Annotated in this window: 12 protein-coding genes; 6 read left to right on the forward strand and 6 right to left on the reverse strand. The window is 73.8% G+C overall.

Translation table 11 applies throughout. From position 1 onward, the window contains the following. Positions 1-6: 6 nt before the first annotated feature. On the forward strand, positions 7-1782 hold the full coding sequence (gene gcl / locus B8281_RS09770) for a glyoxylate carboligase (RefSeq protein WP_021481125.1): 1776 nt from the start codon (positions 7-9) through the stop codon (positions 1780-1782). Between the two features lie 27 nt (positions 1783-1809). Then, on the forward strand, positions 1810-3189 hold the full coding sequence (gene allB / locus B8281_RS09775) for an allantoinase AllB (protein ID WP_085387609.1): 1380 nt from the start codon (positions 1810-1812) through the stop codon (positions 3187-3189). 249 nt (positions 3190-3438) lie between these two features. On the opposite strand, the gene B8281_RS09780 is transcribed toward allB, so the two are convergent. From B8281_RS09780 to B8281_RS09790, 3 genes are all read right to left on the reverse strand, one after another. After that, entirely contained in the window at positions 3439-3927 is a 489-nt protein-coding gene (locus B8281_RS09780) for an SRPBCC family protein (protein WP_085387610.1), read from the reverse strand. Then, positions 3924-4292 carry a helix-turn-helix transcriptional regulator gene (locus tag B8281_RS09785; protein ID WP_043654229.1) on the reverse strand — a complete coding sequence of 123 codons (369 nt, stop codon included), beginning with the start codon at positions 4290-4292 and terminating at the stop codon, positions 3924-3926. The genes B8281_RS09780 and B8281_RS09785 overlap by 4 nt, the downstream gene beginning before the upstream one ends. Positions 4293-4404: 112 nt before the next feature. Continuing rightward, on the reverse strand, positions 4405-5784 hold the full coding sequence (locus B8281_RS09790; protein WP_034652238.1) for a deoxyribodipyrimidine photo-lyase: 1380 nt from the start codon (positions 5782-5784) through the stop codon (positions 4405-4407). Between the two features lie 51 nt (positions 5785-5835). Between B8281_RS09790 and B8281_RS09795 the strand changes: the two genes are divergently transcribed. Continuing rightward, the gene (locus B8281_RS09795; protein WP_081600138.1) at positions 5836-7467 is read left to right on the forward strand and encodes a peptide MFS transporter; all 1632 of its coding nucleotides are present in this window, start codon (positions 5836-5838) and stop codon (positions 7465-7467) included. An 85-nt stretch (positions 7468-7552) separates the two neighbouring features. Here the strand turns inward: B8281_RS09795 and B8281_RS09800 are convergent, their stop codons facing one another. Then, a complete protein-coding gene (locus B8281_RS09800) occupies positions 7553-8137 on the reverse strand; it encodes a DoxX family protein (protein ID WP_085387611.1) in 585 nt (194 codons plus the stop codon). Between the two features lie 320 nt (positions 8138-8457). Here B8281_RS09800 and ilvD (B8281_RS09805) point away from each other — a divergent pair, with 320 nt between their 5' ends. Beyond that, positions 8458-10320 (forward strand): dihydroxy-acid dehydratase, encoded by a 1863-nt coding sequence (ilvD, locus tag B8281_RS09805; protein ID WP_085387612.1) that lies wholly within the window; start codon positions 8458-8460, stop codon positions 10318-10320. Between the two features lie 78 nt (positions 10321-10398). Here ilvD (B8281_RS09805) and B8281_RS09810 read toward each other — a convergent pair whose 3' ends face one another. Beyond that, positions 10399-10959, reverse strand: coding sequence for a hypothetical protein (locus B8281_RS09810; protein ID WP_085387613.1), 561 nt, complete (start codon positions 10957-10959; stop codon positions 10399-10401). A gap of 134 nt (positions 10960-11093) precedes the next feature. Here B8281_RS09810 and ilvD (B8281_RS09815) point away from each other — a divergent pair, with 134 nt between their 5' ends. Beyond that, the gene (ilvD, locus tag B8281_RS09815; RefSeq protein WP_085387614.1) at positions 11094-12812 is read left to right on the forward strand and encodes a dihydroxy-acid dehydratase; all 1719 of its coding nucleotides are present in this window, start codon (positions 11094-11096) and stop codon (positions 12810-12812) included. 80 nt (positions 12813-12892) lie between these two features. After that, on the forward strand, positions 12893-13567 hold the full coding sequence (locus B8281_RS09820; RefSeq protein WP_043656695.1) for a 4a-hydroxytetrahydrobiopterin dehydratase: 675 nt from the start codon (positions 12893-12895) through the stop codon (positions 13565-13567). 49 nt (positions 13568-13616) lie between these two features. Here the strand turns inward: B8281_RS09820 and B8281_RS09825 are convergent, their stop codons facing one another. Beyond that, complete coding sequence (locus B8281_RS09825; RefSeq protein ID WP_232322529.1) at positions 13617-14969, reverse strand: cytochrome P450; 1353 nt, start codon at positions 14967-14969, stop codon at positions 13617-13619. Positions 14970-14979 lie beyond the last annotated feature (10 nt).

Below are 14979 nucleotides of genomic sequence, written 5' to 3' on the forward strand. Positions count from 1 at the left end.
GAAACCATGCCTCGTATGCGTGCGGTGGACGCCGCAGTGGCGATCCTCGAGATCGAGGGCGCGACCCAGGCCTTCGGCCTGCCCGGCGCCGCCATCAACCCCTTCTACTCCGCGATGCGCGCGCACGGCGGCATCGACCACGTGCTCGCCCGCCACGTCGAGGGCGCGTCGCACATGGCCGACGGCTACTCCCGCGCGAAGCCGGGGAACATCGGCATCTGCATCGGCACGTCGGGCCCCGCGGGCACCGACATGATCACCGGCCTCTACGCCGCGTGGGCCGACTCGATCCCGATGCTCTGCATCACGGGCCAGGCGCCGGTCGCCAAGCTCGACAAGGAGGACTTCCAGGCCGTCGACATCGCGAGCATCGCCGCTCCGGTGACGAAGATGGCCAAGACCGTCCTCGAGGCCGGGCAGGTGCCGCAGGTCTTCCAGCAGGCGTTCCACCTCATGCGCTCGGGCCGCCCGGGCCCGGTGCTCGTCGACCTGCCGATCGACGTGCAGCTCACGGAGATCGAGTTCGACCCGGCGACCTACGAGCCGCTGCCCGTGCACCGCCCGACGGCGACGCGCGCCCAGGCCGAGAAGGCGATCGACCTGCTGCTCGCGGCGGAGCGTCCCCTGCTGGTCGCGGGCGGCGGCATCGTCAACGCGGGCGGCGAGGACCTGCTCGTCGAGCTCGCCGAGACGCTCGGCGTCCCCGTGATCCCGACGCTCATGGGCTGGGGCGTCATCCCGGACGACCACGCGCTCATGGCCGGCATGGCCGGTCTCCAGACGTCGCACCGCTACGGCAACGCGAACCTGCTCGCGTCCGACTTCGTGCTCGGCATCGGCAACCGCTGGGCCAACCGCCACACGGGCGGCCTCGACACGTACCGCGCGGGCCGCACGTTCGTCCACGTCGACATCGAGCCGACGCAGATCGGTCGCGTGTTCGCGCCCGACTACGGCATCGTGTCGGACGCGAAGGCGGCCCTCGAGCTGTTCGTCGAGGTCGCGCGCGAGCGCCGCGACGCCGGCCGTGCGCGCGACTACGCGGGCTGGGCGGCCGAGTGCGCCGAGCGCAAGCGGACGCTGCAGCGCAAGACGCACTTCACCGAGATCCCCATCAAGCCGCAGCGCGTGTACGAGGAGATGAACAAGGCCTTCGGCCCCGAGACGCGCTACGTCACGACCATCGGGCTCTCGCAGATCGCCGGCGCGCAGTTCCTCCACGTGTACAAGCCGCGGCACTGGATCAACGCGGGCCAGGCCGGGCCCCTCGGCTGGACGGGGCCGGCGGCGCTCGGTGTCGCGAAGGCCGTGCCGGACGAGCCGGTCGTCGCGCTCTCGGGCGACTACGACTTCCAGTTCATGATCGAGGAGCTCGCGGTCGGCGCGCAGTTCAACCTGCCGTACGTGCACGTCGTCGTGAACAACTCCTACCTGGGCCTGATCCGCCAGGCGCAGCGGGCCTTCGACATGGACTACCACGTCCAGCTCTCGTTCGAGAACGTCAACTCGCCCGAGCTGGGCGGCTACGGCGTCGACCACGTCAAGGTGGCCGAGGGCCTGGGCTGCAAGGCGATCCGCGTGACCGACCCCGAGGGGCTCGGCGAGGCGTTCGCGAAGGCGCAGGCCATGGCGGCGGAGTTCCGCGTGCCGGTCGTGGTCGAGGTCATCCTCGAGCGCGTCACGAACATCGCCATGGGCGTCGAGATCACGGGCGTCAACGAGTTCGAGGACCTCGCGATCTCGGCCGAGGACGCCCCCACCGCCACCGCGCTGCTCGACTGAGCACGCCGCACCCAGGGAGCAGGAGACATGACGGAGGGCGCGATGGGCACGGGTGAGGTGAGCGGTCGCGGGCACGAGTACGACCTCGTCGTGCGCGGCGAGCGCGTGCTCGTCGCCGGTGGCGAGCACCCGCGCGAGGTAGGTGTCGTCGGGGGAGTGGTCCGCGCGATCGAGCCGCTCGGCGCGGGGCTCGACGGCGCGCGCGTCGTCGAGCTGGGGCCGCACCAGGTGCTGGTCCCCGGGCTCGTCGACACGCACGTGCACGTGAACGAGCCGGGGCGCACCGAGTGGGAGGGGTTCGCGTCCGCGACGCGGGCCGCCGCCGCGGGCGGGGTGACGACGATCGTCGACATGCCGCTCAACTCGATCCCCCCGACGGTCGACGTCGAGGCGCTCGAGACCAAGCAGAAGGTCGCGCGCGACCAGGCGTTCGTCGACGTCGGGTTCTGGGGCGGCGCCGTGCCCGGCAACGCGGACGAGCTGCGGCCCCTGTGGGACGCGGGCGTGTTCGGGTTCAAGTGCTTCCTGCTGCACTCGGGGGTCGAGGAGTTCGGGTACCTCGAGCCGGACGAGCTGGAGGCCGACCTGCGCCTGCTCGCCGACTTCGACGGGCTCATGCTCGTGCACGCCGAGGACTCGCGCGCGATCGAGCGGGCGCCCACCCCGCACGGCGACCACTACGACACGTTCCTCGCGTCGCGCCCGCGCGGCGCGGAGAACGTCGCGATCGCCGCGGTGATCGAGGCGGCGCGCTGGACCGGGGCGCGCGCGCACGTGCTGCACCTGTCGAGCTCGGACGCGCTGCCGATGATCCGGAGCGCGAAGCGCGAGGGCGTGCGCCTCACGGTCGAGACGTGCCCGCACTACCTGGCGCTCGCGGCCGAGGAGATCCCCGACGGCGCGACGCAGTTCAAGTGCTGCCCGCCCATCCGGGAGATCGACAACCGCGAGCTGCTCTGGGAGGGGCTGCTCGACGGCACGATCGACTGCATCGTCTCGGACCACTCGCCGAGCACGCCCGACCTCAAGGAGCTCGACACGGGCGACTTCGGGACGGCGTGGGGCGGCGTGTCGTCGCTCCAGCTCGGGCTCGCGATCGTGTGGACCGAGGCGCGGACGCGCGGCGTGCCGTTCGCGCGCGTCGTCGAGTGGATGTCGGCTCGCCCGGCGGCCGTCGCGGGCCTGCGGCGCAAGGGCTCGATCGCGCTCGGCTTCGACGCGGACCTCGCGGTGGTCGAGCCGGACACGGCGTTCGTCGTCGACCCGAAGGCCCTGCACCACAAGAACCCCATCACGCCGTACGCCGACCGCGCGCTCTCGGGCGCCGTCGTCGCGACGTACCTGCGGGGCGAGGAGATCACCCTCGACCGCCCCACGGGCCGCCTGCTCTCGCGCGGCGACGCGTGAGGGGCTGAGACTCCCGTGCCCGGCCGCGGGGGCCGGGCACGGGGAACCACCTGACCCGCGCACGACGAGGGGCGGCACCGCTGGTGGGTGCCGCCCCTCGTCGCGCGCGAGGTAGAGCCCGGGTCAGCCGAGGTAGAGCCGTGGTCGCCCAGGGTAGAGCCGTGGTCGTGACCACGGCTCTACCCCGGCGGACCAGGGCTCTACCTCGGCGGACCAGGGCTCTACCTCGGCGGGGTGGAGGGCGTGGGGTCAGGACTGCGCGAGGAGCTCGTCGAGCTGCTCATAGCCCTCGCGCACGCCGACCTCCATGCCGCTCGCGACGAAGCCGTCGCGGCCCTCGAACGAGTCGACGAGCGACGTCGCGGTGAGCCGGCTGCGGCCGTCGGGCAGGTCCTCGAACACGAGGCGGTCGAGCGAGACGCCGTCGGGGAAGCCCTCGAACGTGAACGTCTGGACGATGAGCTCGTCCGGGCGCACCTCGTGGACGCTGCCGAAGAACGCGTACTCGTTGCCGTCCGGGTCGACCTGGACGTACCGGTACGCGCCGCCCGTGCGCACGTCCCAGAGCTCGTTGCGCTGGGTGAGGTAGCGCGGGCCGTTCCAGCGCGCGAAGAGCTCCGGGTCGAGGTGGGCGCGGAAGACCTTCGCCGCGGGCGCGTCGAACTCGCGCACGATGCGGACGATCGGGAGGTCCGTGGGGACGACGATCTCGGTCTCGTGGGTGCCGGTGGTGGTCATGGTGCTGCTCCTGTCGTCGGGTCGTTCTCGGTGGTGCCCGGTCGGTCGGGCAGGTCGCGCAGGACGTCGTCGAGGCGGCGGTAGCGGTCCTCGGCCTCGCGCCGGTAGCGCTCGATCCACTTCGTCATGAGGTCCAGCACCTCCGCCTCGAGGTGCACGGGGGCGCGCCGGGCGTCCGTCGTGCGGGTCACCAGGCCGGAGTCCTCGAGCACGCGCAGGTGCTTGGACACCGCCTGGACGGACATGTCGTACGGCCGGGCGAGCTCGCCGACGCTGGCGTCTCCCGACGCGAGCCGGGCCACCATGTCGCGGCGCGTGGGATCGGCGAGCGCCGAGAACACGCGGGAGAGCGGGTCGGCCGTCACGGGACCTCCTCGTGGGGCGCCGGGGTGCGGCGTCCGGTCATCAACTCATCGGTTGACAACGACGCTACGCCGCACTCGGAGAGTCGTCAACCCTTTGGTTGAGAAAGAGGCGTCAGACGCGCCGGGCCCGCTCGAAGTCGTCGAGCGAGACCTTCCGCTCGACGGCGTGGTCGACGATCCGCTCGGGGTACCCGGCCGGCAGCTCGCGCAGCGTCCACGGCTCGTGGACCGCCCGGCCCTCGACCTCCCGCAGCTCCGGCACCCACCGGCGCACGTACGAGCCGTCGGGGTCGAACTTCTTCGCCTGGGTGACGGGGTTGAAAATGCGGAAGTACGGCGCGGCGTCGCGGCCCGTCCCGGCGACCCACTGCCAGTTCAGCTGGTTCTGCGAGACGTCGCCGTCCGCGAGGTGCGCCATGAAGTGCTCCGCGCCGCGCTGCCACCGCACGTGCAGGTCCTTGACGAGGAACGACGCCACGACCATCCGCACGCGGTTGTGCATCCACCCCTCGCCGAGGAGCTGGCGCATCCCGGCGTCGACGAGCGGGTAGCCCGTGCGGCCCTCGGCCCACGCCGCGAGGTACGCGTCCTCGGCGGCACCCTCCGCCCACGCGTCCTCGGGCACGACGTCCCGGAGCGACCGCTGCGCGGCCCCCGGGTGGTGGAACAGGACGTCCGCGTGGAACTCGCGCCAGGCGAGCTCGGAGCGGTAGGCGAGCGCGTCGTCGGACGGCGCGGAGCCGTCGTGCAGGGCGCTCCGCACGTCGGCGAGGAGCGTGCGCGGGTGCAGCTCGCCCCACTTCAGCGGCACCGACATGCCCGACGTCGCGGGCCGGTCCGGGCGGTCGCGCTCGGTCGCGTAGCCCGCGAGGTGGTCCGCGAGGAAGTCGCGCCAGCGCCGTCGCGCCGCGGCCTCGCCCGCTGCGGGGAGCCGGGCGTCGGTACCGGGGTCGGCGGGGACGCCGTCCGACCGGAGCGTGGCCCACGGCACGTCGCGCGGCCTCGGCGCCGGGTCGCGCCAGCCGTGCTCGACCCACGCGTCGCGGAACGGCGTGAAGACCTGGAACGGGGTCCCGGTGCGCGTGCGCAGGCGCCCCGGCGCGACGGCGTAGGGCGAGCCGGTGCGCACGAGGTGCGCGTCGGCGTCGGGCAGCGCCTCCTCGACCGCGACGTCGCGGGCGACGCCGTAGGGCTCGAACGACGCCGCGACGTGCACCTCGCGCGCCTCGACCTCGCGCGCGACGGCGGGCACGACGGCGCGCGGGTCGCCGTGCCGGACGACGAGCCGGCCGCCCGTCGCCTCGTCGAGCGCGGCGAGGCTGCGCGCGAGGTAGGCGCGGCGCGGGTCGCCCGCGGCGCCCCACAGGCGGGGATCGAGCACGTAGAGCGCGACGACCTCGTCGTCCGCGTCCCGGGCGGCCTGCACCGCCGCGACGAGGGCCGGGTTGTCGGCGAGGCGGAGGTCGCGGCGGCACCACCAGAGCGTCGGCATCCGGCCACGCTAACGGTCGCAGGCGGTGCACGCCGGTGGGAGCATCGCAGGATGGGTGGTGACGACCGACGAGAGCAGGACGACGCGCGACGCCGCGCCCTCGAACGCGAGGCGCGCACCGAGCCGGAGGCCGGGGCGCCGCCCCTCGGGCCGGGTACCGCGGCCGGTGTAGGGGCCGCCGAGGGCCCCGCGGCGGGGGCCATCGTCGGGGACCACGCGTTCTTCGGGCACCCGCGCGGGCTGCTGACGCTCTTCACCACCGAGCTGTGGGAGCGGTTCAGCTACTACGGGATGCGCGCGATCCTGCTGTTCTACCTCACGGACACCGTGGCGAACGGCGGCCTGGGCATCGGGGAGACGACGGGCCTCGCGCTCGTGTCGATCTACGGCACCAGCGTGTACCTGCTGTCCGTCGTGGGCGGCTGGCTCGCGGACCGCGTGATCGGGTCCCGGCGCTCCGTCCTGTACGGCGGCATCATCATCGCGGCCGGGCACGTGAGCCTCACGGTCCCCGGCGCGGGCTTCTCGATGGTGGGCATCGCGCTCGTCGCGCTCGGCACCGGCCTGCTCAAGCCGAACGTGTCGTCGATGGTCGGCGAGCTGTACGCGCGCGACGACCCGCGCCGCGACTCGGGCTTCTCGATCTTCTACATGGGCATCAACCTCGGCTCGTTCGTCGCGCCGTTCCTCGTGGGCGCCGCGCGCGCCTGGGGCGGGTACCACGCGGGCTTCGCCGTCGCGGCGGTGGGCATGGCGGTCGCGCTCGTGTTCTTCGTCGCGGGCCGGCGCTACCTCGGCGAGGCGGGGGCGCACGTGCCCAACCCCGTCCGCCCCGAGGAGCGCGCGAAGATCGCGCGGATCTTCCTCCTCATCGCGGGCGGCGTGGTGCTCGTCGGTCTGGTCGCCGTCCTCGTCGCCGGCGGGTTCGAGATCTCGACCTTCATCGACACGATGTCCTACCTGGCGTTCCTCGCGCCGATCGCCTACTTCATCGTCATGTACCGCTCGCCGCGCGTGACGGACGCCGAGCGGCCGCGCGTCATCGCGTACATCCCGCTGTTCGTCGCGGCGATGCTCTTCTGGATGATCTTCGAGCAGGCGGCCACGACGCTCTCGGCGTTCGCGAAGGACCGCACCGACCTGACGTTCTTCGGCGTGGGCATCAGCCCCGAGTTCTTCCAGTCGGTGAACCCGCTGTCGATCATCGTCCTCGCGCCCGTGTTCGCGTGGATCTGGCTTAAGACGGGCGACCGCCCGACGACGGCCAACAAGTTCGCGATCGGCCTCACCCTCGCGTCGGTGTCGTTCCTCTTCCTCGCGGCCGCGTCGGCCGTCGTCGGCGACGGCAAGGCGCCGTCGTGGGTGCTCGTGCTCGTCTACGTGATCCAGACGCTCGGCGAGCTGTGCCTGTCGCCGGTCGGCCTCGCCGCGACGACCCTGCTCGCGCCGAAGGCGTTCCGGTCCCAGGCGATGGCCCTGTGGTTCCTCGCGCCCGCCGCCGGGCAGGCCATCACCGCGCAGGTCGTGCAGGTCACCGAGGGTGCCTCCGACACCGCGTACTTCGGCGGCATCGGCGCCATCACCCTCGTGTTCGCGCTCGCGCTGTTCGCGCTCGCGCCGTGGGTCACGCGGCACATCCGCCACGCCGACGAGCTCGAGGGCGCGCACACCGCCGGGGCCTGAGCGCGACGCCCGACGACGGAGCGGGGCCGCGACGTCGCGGCCCCGCTCCGGTGCTGCGCCGTGGTGGTGCCCGTCCCGCGGCGCGTCAGCGCAGCCAGGCCGCCCGGCGCACGAGGGGGAGGGCCGCCCAGCGGCGGCCGAGGCCCCACGTGTCGCCCGCGAGCGTCGTCGCGAGGACGGCGAGGAGCAGGATCACGAGGACGTGGTCGTCGACGACCGGGTTGGTCGAACCGGCCGCGAGCGGCCACTGCGAGAGCCACAGCATCGCGAAGAGGACCGTGCCGCTCACCGCAGCGACGCGCAGGCCGATCCCCAGCAGGAGCGCGAGGCCGACGCCCAGCAGCCCGAGCATGAAGAGCCAGTCGGTGACGGGGCTCGCCATCGCGGCGAACGTGCTCGCGAGCGGGCCCTGGGCGCCGTTCTCCAGGTAGCCCTGCGTGGGTGCGCCCCCCGCGAGCCACGCGCGCTCGCGCGGGGTCGCGTACCCGAGGCCGACGAGCTTGTCGGTGAACGGCCACAGGAAGACGACGGCCGTGCCGATCCGCGTGAGCGCGAGGGCGTGGCGGGCCGACGAGCGCGTGACGACGTCGTCCTGGGTGACGGGGCCGGTGGTGCGCGCTGCGGCCCCCGGGGTGGCGCCGGGCGGCGCGGACGTGGTGGACGTGGACATGGAGGTGCCCCCTCGGGGAGAGAAGTGGTCGGGTCGGGGCCGGCGAGGACCCACCCCGACCCGAGCGGTGTGCCGCTCCCCGTCGAGGCGTCGCGGTGGTCGTCCGGCCGTGACGTGCTCGCCCACGGTGGCAGGGGTACGGGAGGCGGTTCAACCCTTACGTCCGGATCGCGTGGACATCCCGTAAGTCCCTCGGGGCTACGTACGTAGGCCGCACGACCACGAGACGGACGCCTCGGCCGGACCGCCCGGACGAGGCGTAATGTGACCCGGCGGCCGGAGGATCGGTCGCAGCACCCCGTCGAAGGAGCTGACCCGGAATGAGCCGCCCCCTGCGCTCTCGGACGTCCACCCACGGCCGCAACATGGCCGGCGCCCGCGCCCTCTGGCGCGCGACCGGCATGGGCGCGGAGGACTTCGGCAAGCCGATCATCGCGATCGCCAACTCGTACACGCAGTTCGTCCCCGGCCACGTCCACCTCAAGGACATGGGCGACCTCGTCGCGTCCGCGATCCGCGAGGCCGGCGGCGTCTCCAAGGAGTTCAACACCATCGCCGTCGACGACGGCATCGCCATGGGCCACGGCGGCATGCTCTACTCGCTCCCGAGCCGCGACCTCATCGCCGACTCGGTCGAGTACATGGTCAACGCGCACTGCGCCGACGCCCTCGTGTGCATCTCGAACTGCGACAAGATCACGCCCGGCATGCTCAACGCCGCGCTGCGGCTCAACATCCCGGTGATCTTCGTGTCCGGCGGGCCCATGGAGGCCGGCAAGGCGGTCGTCGCCGACGGCGTCGCGAAGACCCCGCTCAACCTCGTCAACGCGATCAACTACTCGGCCGACGACGCGGTGTCCGACGCCGCGCTCGCCCAGGTCGAGGAGAACGCGTGCCCCACGTGCGGGTCGTGCTCCGGCATGTTCACCGCGAACTCGATGAACTGCCTCACCGAGGCGCTCGGCCTGTCGCTCCCCGGCAACGGCTCGACCCTCGCGACGCACGCCGCGCGCAAGGAGCTCTTCCTCGAGGCCGGCCGCACGATCGTCGGGCTCGCGAAGCGCTACTACGAGGACGAGGACGACTCCGTCGCGCCCCGCTCGATCGCGACCAAGGCCGCGTTCTCGAACGCCATGGCGCTCGACGTCGCGATGGGCGGCTCGACGAACACCGTGCTGCACATCCTCGCCGCCGCGCAGGAGGGGGGCGTCGACTTCGACCTCACCGACATCGAGCGCATCAGCCGCCAGGTGCCGTGCCTGTCCAAGGTCGCGCCGAACCACCCGAACTTCCACATGGAGGACGTGCACCGCGCCGGCGGCATCCCCGCCCTCCTGGGCGAGCTCGACCGCGCGGGCCTGCTCGACCACGACGTCACGAGCGTGCACACGCCGACGCTGCGCGAGTGGCTCGACGACTGGGACGTCCGGGGCGGCAAGGCGACCGAGCGGGCCGTCGAGCTGTTCCACGCGGCGCCCGGGGGAGTGCGCACCACGCAGGCGTTCTCGACGTCGAACCGCTGGGAGTCGCTCGACACCGACGCGGCCGAGGGCTGCATCCGTGACCTCGAGCACGCGTACACCGTCGAGGGCGGGCTCGCCGTGCTGCGCGGCAACCTCGCCGAGGACGGCGCCGTGTTCAAGACCGCCGGGGTCGACCCGGACGTCTTCCACTTCGTCGGGAAGGCGCTCGTCTGCGAGTCGCAGGACGAGGCCGTCGAGAAGATCCTCACCAAGCAGGTCCAGCCCGGCCACGTCGTCGTCGTGCGCTACGAGGGCCCCGCGGGCGGCCCCGGCATGCAGGAGATGCTGTATCCGACGTCGTTCATCAAGGGCCGCGGCCTCGGCAAGGTCACCGCGCTCATCACCGACGGCCGCTTCTCCGGCGGGTCGTCGGGCATCTCGGTCGGCCACGTCTCGCCCGAGGCCGCCGCGGGCGGCGTCATCGGCCTCGTCGAGGACGGCGACGAGATCGAGATCGACGTCGACACCCGCCTCATCCGCCTCAACGTGCCCGACGACGTGCTCGCCGAGCGTCGCGCCAAGATGGAGGCGCGCGAGAACCCGTGGCAGCCGGTCGACCGCGACCGCTACGTCTCGCCGGCCCTCCAGGCCTACGCCGCCATGGCGACGTCCGCCGACCGCGGCGCCGTCCGCGACGTGTCGCTCATCAAGCGCCGCTGACCCGACGACGACGGGCCCGCACCTCCCGAGGTGCGGGCCCGTCGTCGTGCGCGGGCGCGGAGCCCCCCGCGGCGAGGGTCAGCACTCCTCCTCGGACTGCTCCGTGACGACCCACCGCGCGCCCTGCGGCACCATGACGGCGGTGCCGCAGTCGCCGCCGTCGTAGACGACGGACAGCACCGTCGCGTCGGCGCGCTCCTCGCGGACGCCGACCTCGACCTCCGGCACGTCGCCCACGGCCGCGTAGAGACCGGCGGTGGTCGTGGTCATCGACGCGCAGTCCGTGATGCCCGGCCACCCCTGTGCCGTCATCTCGGCGACCATCCGGTCGACGAGCTCCGGTGCGAGGTACCCGCACGCGACCTCGACCTCCGGCGCGCGGCTCGCGGCCAGCCACGCGCGGAACGACTCCTCGGGCGTCTCGACCTGCCCCTCGGGAGCCTCCTCGGCGCTCGCGGTCGCCGTCGCGGTCGCGGTGTCGTCGGGCGTCCCGGTCGTCGCGTCCGGTGCGGGGGCGGACGCCGCGGAGGTGGGAGAGCCGGGGCTCGTGCCCGACGGCGCGGGAGCCGCGCACGCGGCGGTCGCGGCCAGGGCGAGGACGGGCAGGAGGGCTCGGACGGCTCCGGGGCGTGTGTGCACGGCCCCATGATGCCGTGCGCCTCGCACCGCGGTCGGCCCGTCTCGGGCCTGCCCGGCCGGGCGGGCGTCCGTGCCGCGGCGCGTCCGGCGCGTCCCGCCGCGCCCCGCGCCGGTGCCGTTCCTAGAGTGGGGTCATGACTGGGCACACCTCGGGGTCCGACGCCGGACCCGACCTCAAGCCGCGCTCCCGCCAGGTCACCGACGGCCTGGAGGCGACGGCGTCGCGCGGCATGCTGCGCGCCGTCGGCATGGGCGACGAGGACTTCGCCAAGCCGCAGATCGGCATCGCGAGCTCGTGGAACGAGATCACGCCGTGCAACCTGTCGCTCGACCGGCTCGCGCAGGGCGCGAAGGAGGGCGTGCACGCGGGCGGCGGGTACCCGCTGCAGTTCGGGACGATCTCCGTCTCCGACGGCATCTCCATGGGCCACGAGGGGATGCACTTCTCGCTCGTGAGCCGCGACATCATCGCGGACTCGGTCGAGACGGTCGTCCAGGCGGAGCGCCTCGACGGGACGGTCCTCCTCGCCGGGTGCGACAAGTCCCTGCCGGGGATGCTCATGGCGGCCGCGCGGCTGGACCTGGCGAGCGTGTTCCTCTACGCGGGCTCGATCATGCCCGGCTGGGTCAAGCTCTCCGACGGCACGGAGAAGGACGTCACGCTCATCGACGCGTTCGAGGCGGTCGGCGCGTGCGCGCGCGGGCTCATGAGCCGCGAGGACGTGGACCGCATCGAGCGCGCCATCTGCCCCGGCGAGGGCGCGTGCGGCGGCATGTACACGGCGAACACGATGGCGTCGGTCGCCGAGGCGATGGGCATGTCGCTGCCCGGCTCGGCGGCGCCGCCGTCGGCGGACCGGCGCCGGGACGCGTTCGCGCACCGCTCGGGCGAGGCCGTCGTCAACCTGCTGCGGCGCGGCATCACGGCGCGCGACATCATGACGAAGGAGGCGTTCGAGAACGCGATCGCCGTCGTCATGGCGTTCGGTGGCTCCACCAACGCCGTGCTGCACCTGCTCGCCATCGCGCACGAGGCCGAGGTCGACCTCACGCTCGCCGACTTCGACCGCGTCGCGAGCCGCGTGCCGCACCTCGGCGACCTCAAGCCGTTCGGGCGCTACGTGATGAACGACGTCGACCGCATCGGCGGCGTGCCCGTCGTCATGAAGGCCCTGCTCGACGCCGACCTGCTGCACGGCGACGCGCTCACCGTGACGGGCCGCACCGTCGCGGAGAACCTCGCCGAGATCGACCCGCCGGACCCGGACGGCAAGATCCTGCGCGCGCTCGACGACCCGATCCACCACACCGGGGGCATCACGATCCTGCACGGGTCGCTCGCGCCCGAGGGCGCCGTCGTGAAGTCCGCCGGGTTCGACGAGGACGTGTTCGAAGGCACCGCCCGCGTCTTCGAGCGCGAGCGCGCGGCGCTCGACGCCCTGGAGGACGGCACGATCACGGACGGGGACGTCGTCGTCATCCGGTACGAGGGGCCCAAGGGCGGCCCGGGGATGCGCGAGATGCTCGCCATCACGGGCGCGATCAAGGGCGCGGGGCTCGGCAAGACGGTCCTGCTGCTCACGGACGGCCGCTTCTCCGGCGGGACGACCGGCCTGTGCGTCGGGCACGTGGCGCCCGAGGCGGTCGACGGGGGCCCCATCGCGTTCGTGCGCGACGGCGACCCGATCCGGCTCGACGTCGCGAACAAGACGCTCGACCTGCTCGTCGACGCCGACACTCTCGCCGCGCGCCGCGACGGGTGGGCGCCGCTGCCCCCGACGTTCACGCGCGGCGTGCTGGCAAAGTACGCCAAGCTCGTCCAGTCGGCGTCGCGCGGCGCGATCCTCGAGTGACCGCGGAGCGCGCGGGCGTCGGAGGCGCGCACTAGCGTGGTGTCGCACCTCGCCGCAGCGACGGACCCCGGAGGACGGCCATGACCCAGACGGCGGACGACCGCATCACCGCGCGCCAGTTCCACGACAGCGACGGCGTCGAGGACTGGCGGTTCATCCTGAGGACCGTGCAGACGCTGTTCCGCACGGGGTCGTTCACCGCGGGGGTGGAGCTGGTCGACGCGATCGGCGAGCTCGCCGAGGCGGCGAACCACCACCCCGACGTCGACCTGCGGTACGGGTCGGTGACGGTCCGGCTGACCTCGCACGACGTCGGGGGCGTCAGCGAGCGCGACGTGGCCCTCGCCCGGCAGATCTCCGCGGCGGCACGCGAGCTCGACCTCGTCGCGGACCCGACGGCGGTGCAGGACCTCGAGATCGCGGTCGACACCCTCGTCGGGACGGCGGTGCAGCCGTTCTGGCGCGCGGTTCTCGGGTTCGACGAGGGCGCCCCGGAGCTGCCCGCGCCCGAGCTCCGCGACCCGAGCGGGCGCGCCCCGGCGTTCTGGTTCCAGCAGATGGATGCGCCGCGCGAGCAGCGCAACCGCATCCACGTGGACGTGACGGTCCCGCACGACGTCGCGGAGGCGCGCGTCACCGCCGCCATCGCCGCGGGCGGGCACCTCGTGTCCGACCGTCGCGCGCCCGCGTTCTGGGTCCTGGCCGACGCCGAGGGCAACGAGGCGTGCGTGTGCACCTGGCAGGCGCGCGACTGACGCGAGCCGTCGCTCCCGGCCCGACGGCGGCGTGGCCCCCGGCCGGAGGTCAGGCGCGCGCGACGACCAGCTCGTCGTAGCCGGGCACCAGCACCCGCCGCTTGGCGCGGCGCGAGACGACGCGCAGGGGTGCGCCGTCGTCGAACAGCGCGTGCAGGAGCGCGGCGATCTCGGCGCGGGCGAGCGCGGCGCCGAGGCACAGGTGGCGCCCCGCGCCGAACCAGAGCTGGCGCGTCTCGCGCACGTAGGGGCGGTCGGCGCGGAACGGCCCGGCCGCTGTGTTCGCCGCCCACGTGAGGATCATGACGCGCTCCCCGGCGCGCAGGGTGCGGCCCGCGACCTCGACGTCGGCCGACACGCCCCGGCCGATCACCGACGCCGGGCTCGTCACGCGCAGACCCTCGCGCACTGCGTTCTCGACGGCGTCCGGCTCGCCGGCTGCGCGCGTGACGGGGTGGGCGCGCTCGTCGGCCAGGAGCCGGAGCAGGCGGTGCTGCTCGCCCGTGTCGATCAGGAGCGCGGTGGTGCGGGCCATCGCGGACGCCGACGTCTCGGTGCCCGCGACCATGAGCAGGCTCGCGAGCCCGGTCGTCTCCTCCAGCCCGAGGCCGAGCTCGCGGCACCGGCCGAGCAGGCGGTCGGCCGGCGCGTGCCGCCACCCGTCCGGGACGCCCTGGGTCAGCTCGGCGACGATCTCCCGCGCCGCGGCGACCTGGCCCGGCGCGAGGTACGTCGAGCCTGCGCTCCCGAGCGCGATCGACGCGAGGCGCTCGCCCGTCGCGAAGGCCGCGAGCGCGTCGTCGTCCGTCGGAACGGCCTCCGGCGTCGCGCCGGTCCCGGCGACCGCCGCTGAGCCCGGCCCTGAGCCCGCCCCGGTGGCCGCCGGGGACGGGATGCCGAGCAGCGAGATCATCATCCGGCCGACGAGCACGCGCGCGAGCCGGCCGACGTCGACCGTCCCGCCCGCGGCGAGGGTGCGGCGCGCGTCGTCGAGCGCGAGCGACCACGCGCCGTCGACCAGCGCCGCGGCGCTCGCCTCGGTGAAGAGCTCGCGCGAGCGGGTGCGCAGGTCGTGGTGGCCTGGGCCGTCGAACAGGTCGAGGACCCAGTCGCCGAGGATCTGGGCCCAGAGGTGCCCGACCCCGCCCTCGCCGACGATCGTGAAGTGCCGGTGGTCGGTGAGGATGCGGCGACCCACGGTCGGGTCGGCCGTCACCCACCCGAGGCCCGGGACCCGGCGCAGCCCTCCGCCCGGACGCGGCCCGGTGAGCGCGCCGCCCACGAGCAGCACACCGGCCATCGCGGGGCGTGCGGCGGTGAGGACCTGCAGCTCGTGCCGGGTCGTGGGCAGGGCGCGACGTCGTTCGCGGGCGGGCACGGGGGCGGTCGTGGTCGCAGTCACGGGGTCAGTG

Origin of the sequence: Cellulosimicrobium sp. TH-20 (assembly GCF_002105775.1) — a bacterium.
GTDB classification, from domain to species: Bacteria; Actinomycetota; Actinomycetes; order Actinomycetales; family Cellulomonadaceae; genus Cellulosimicrobium; species Cellulosimicrobium funkei.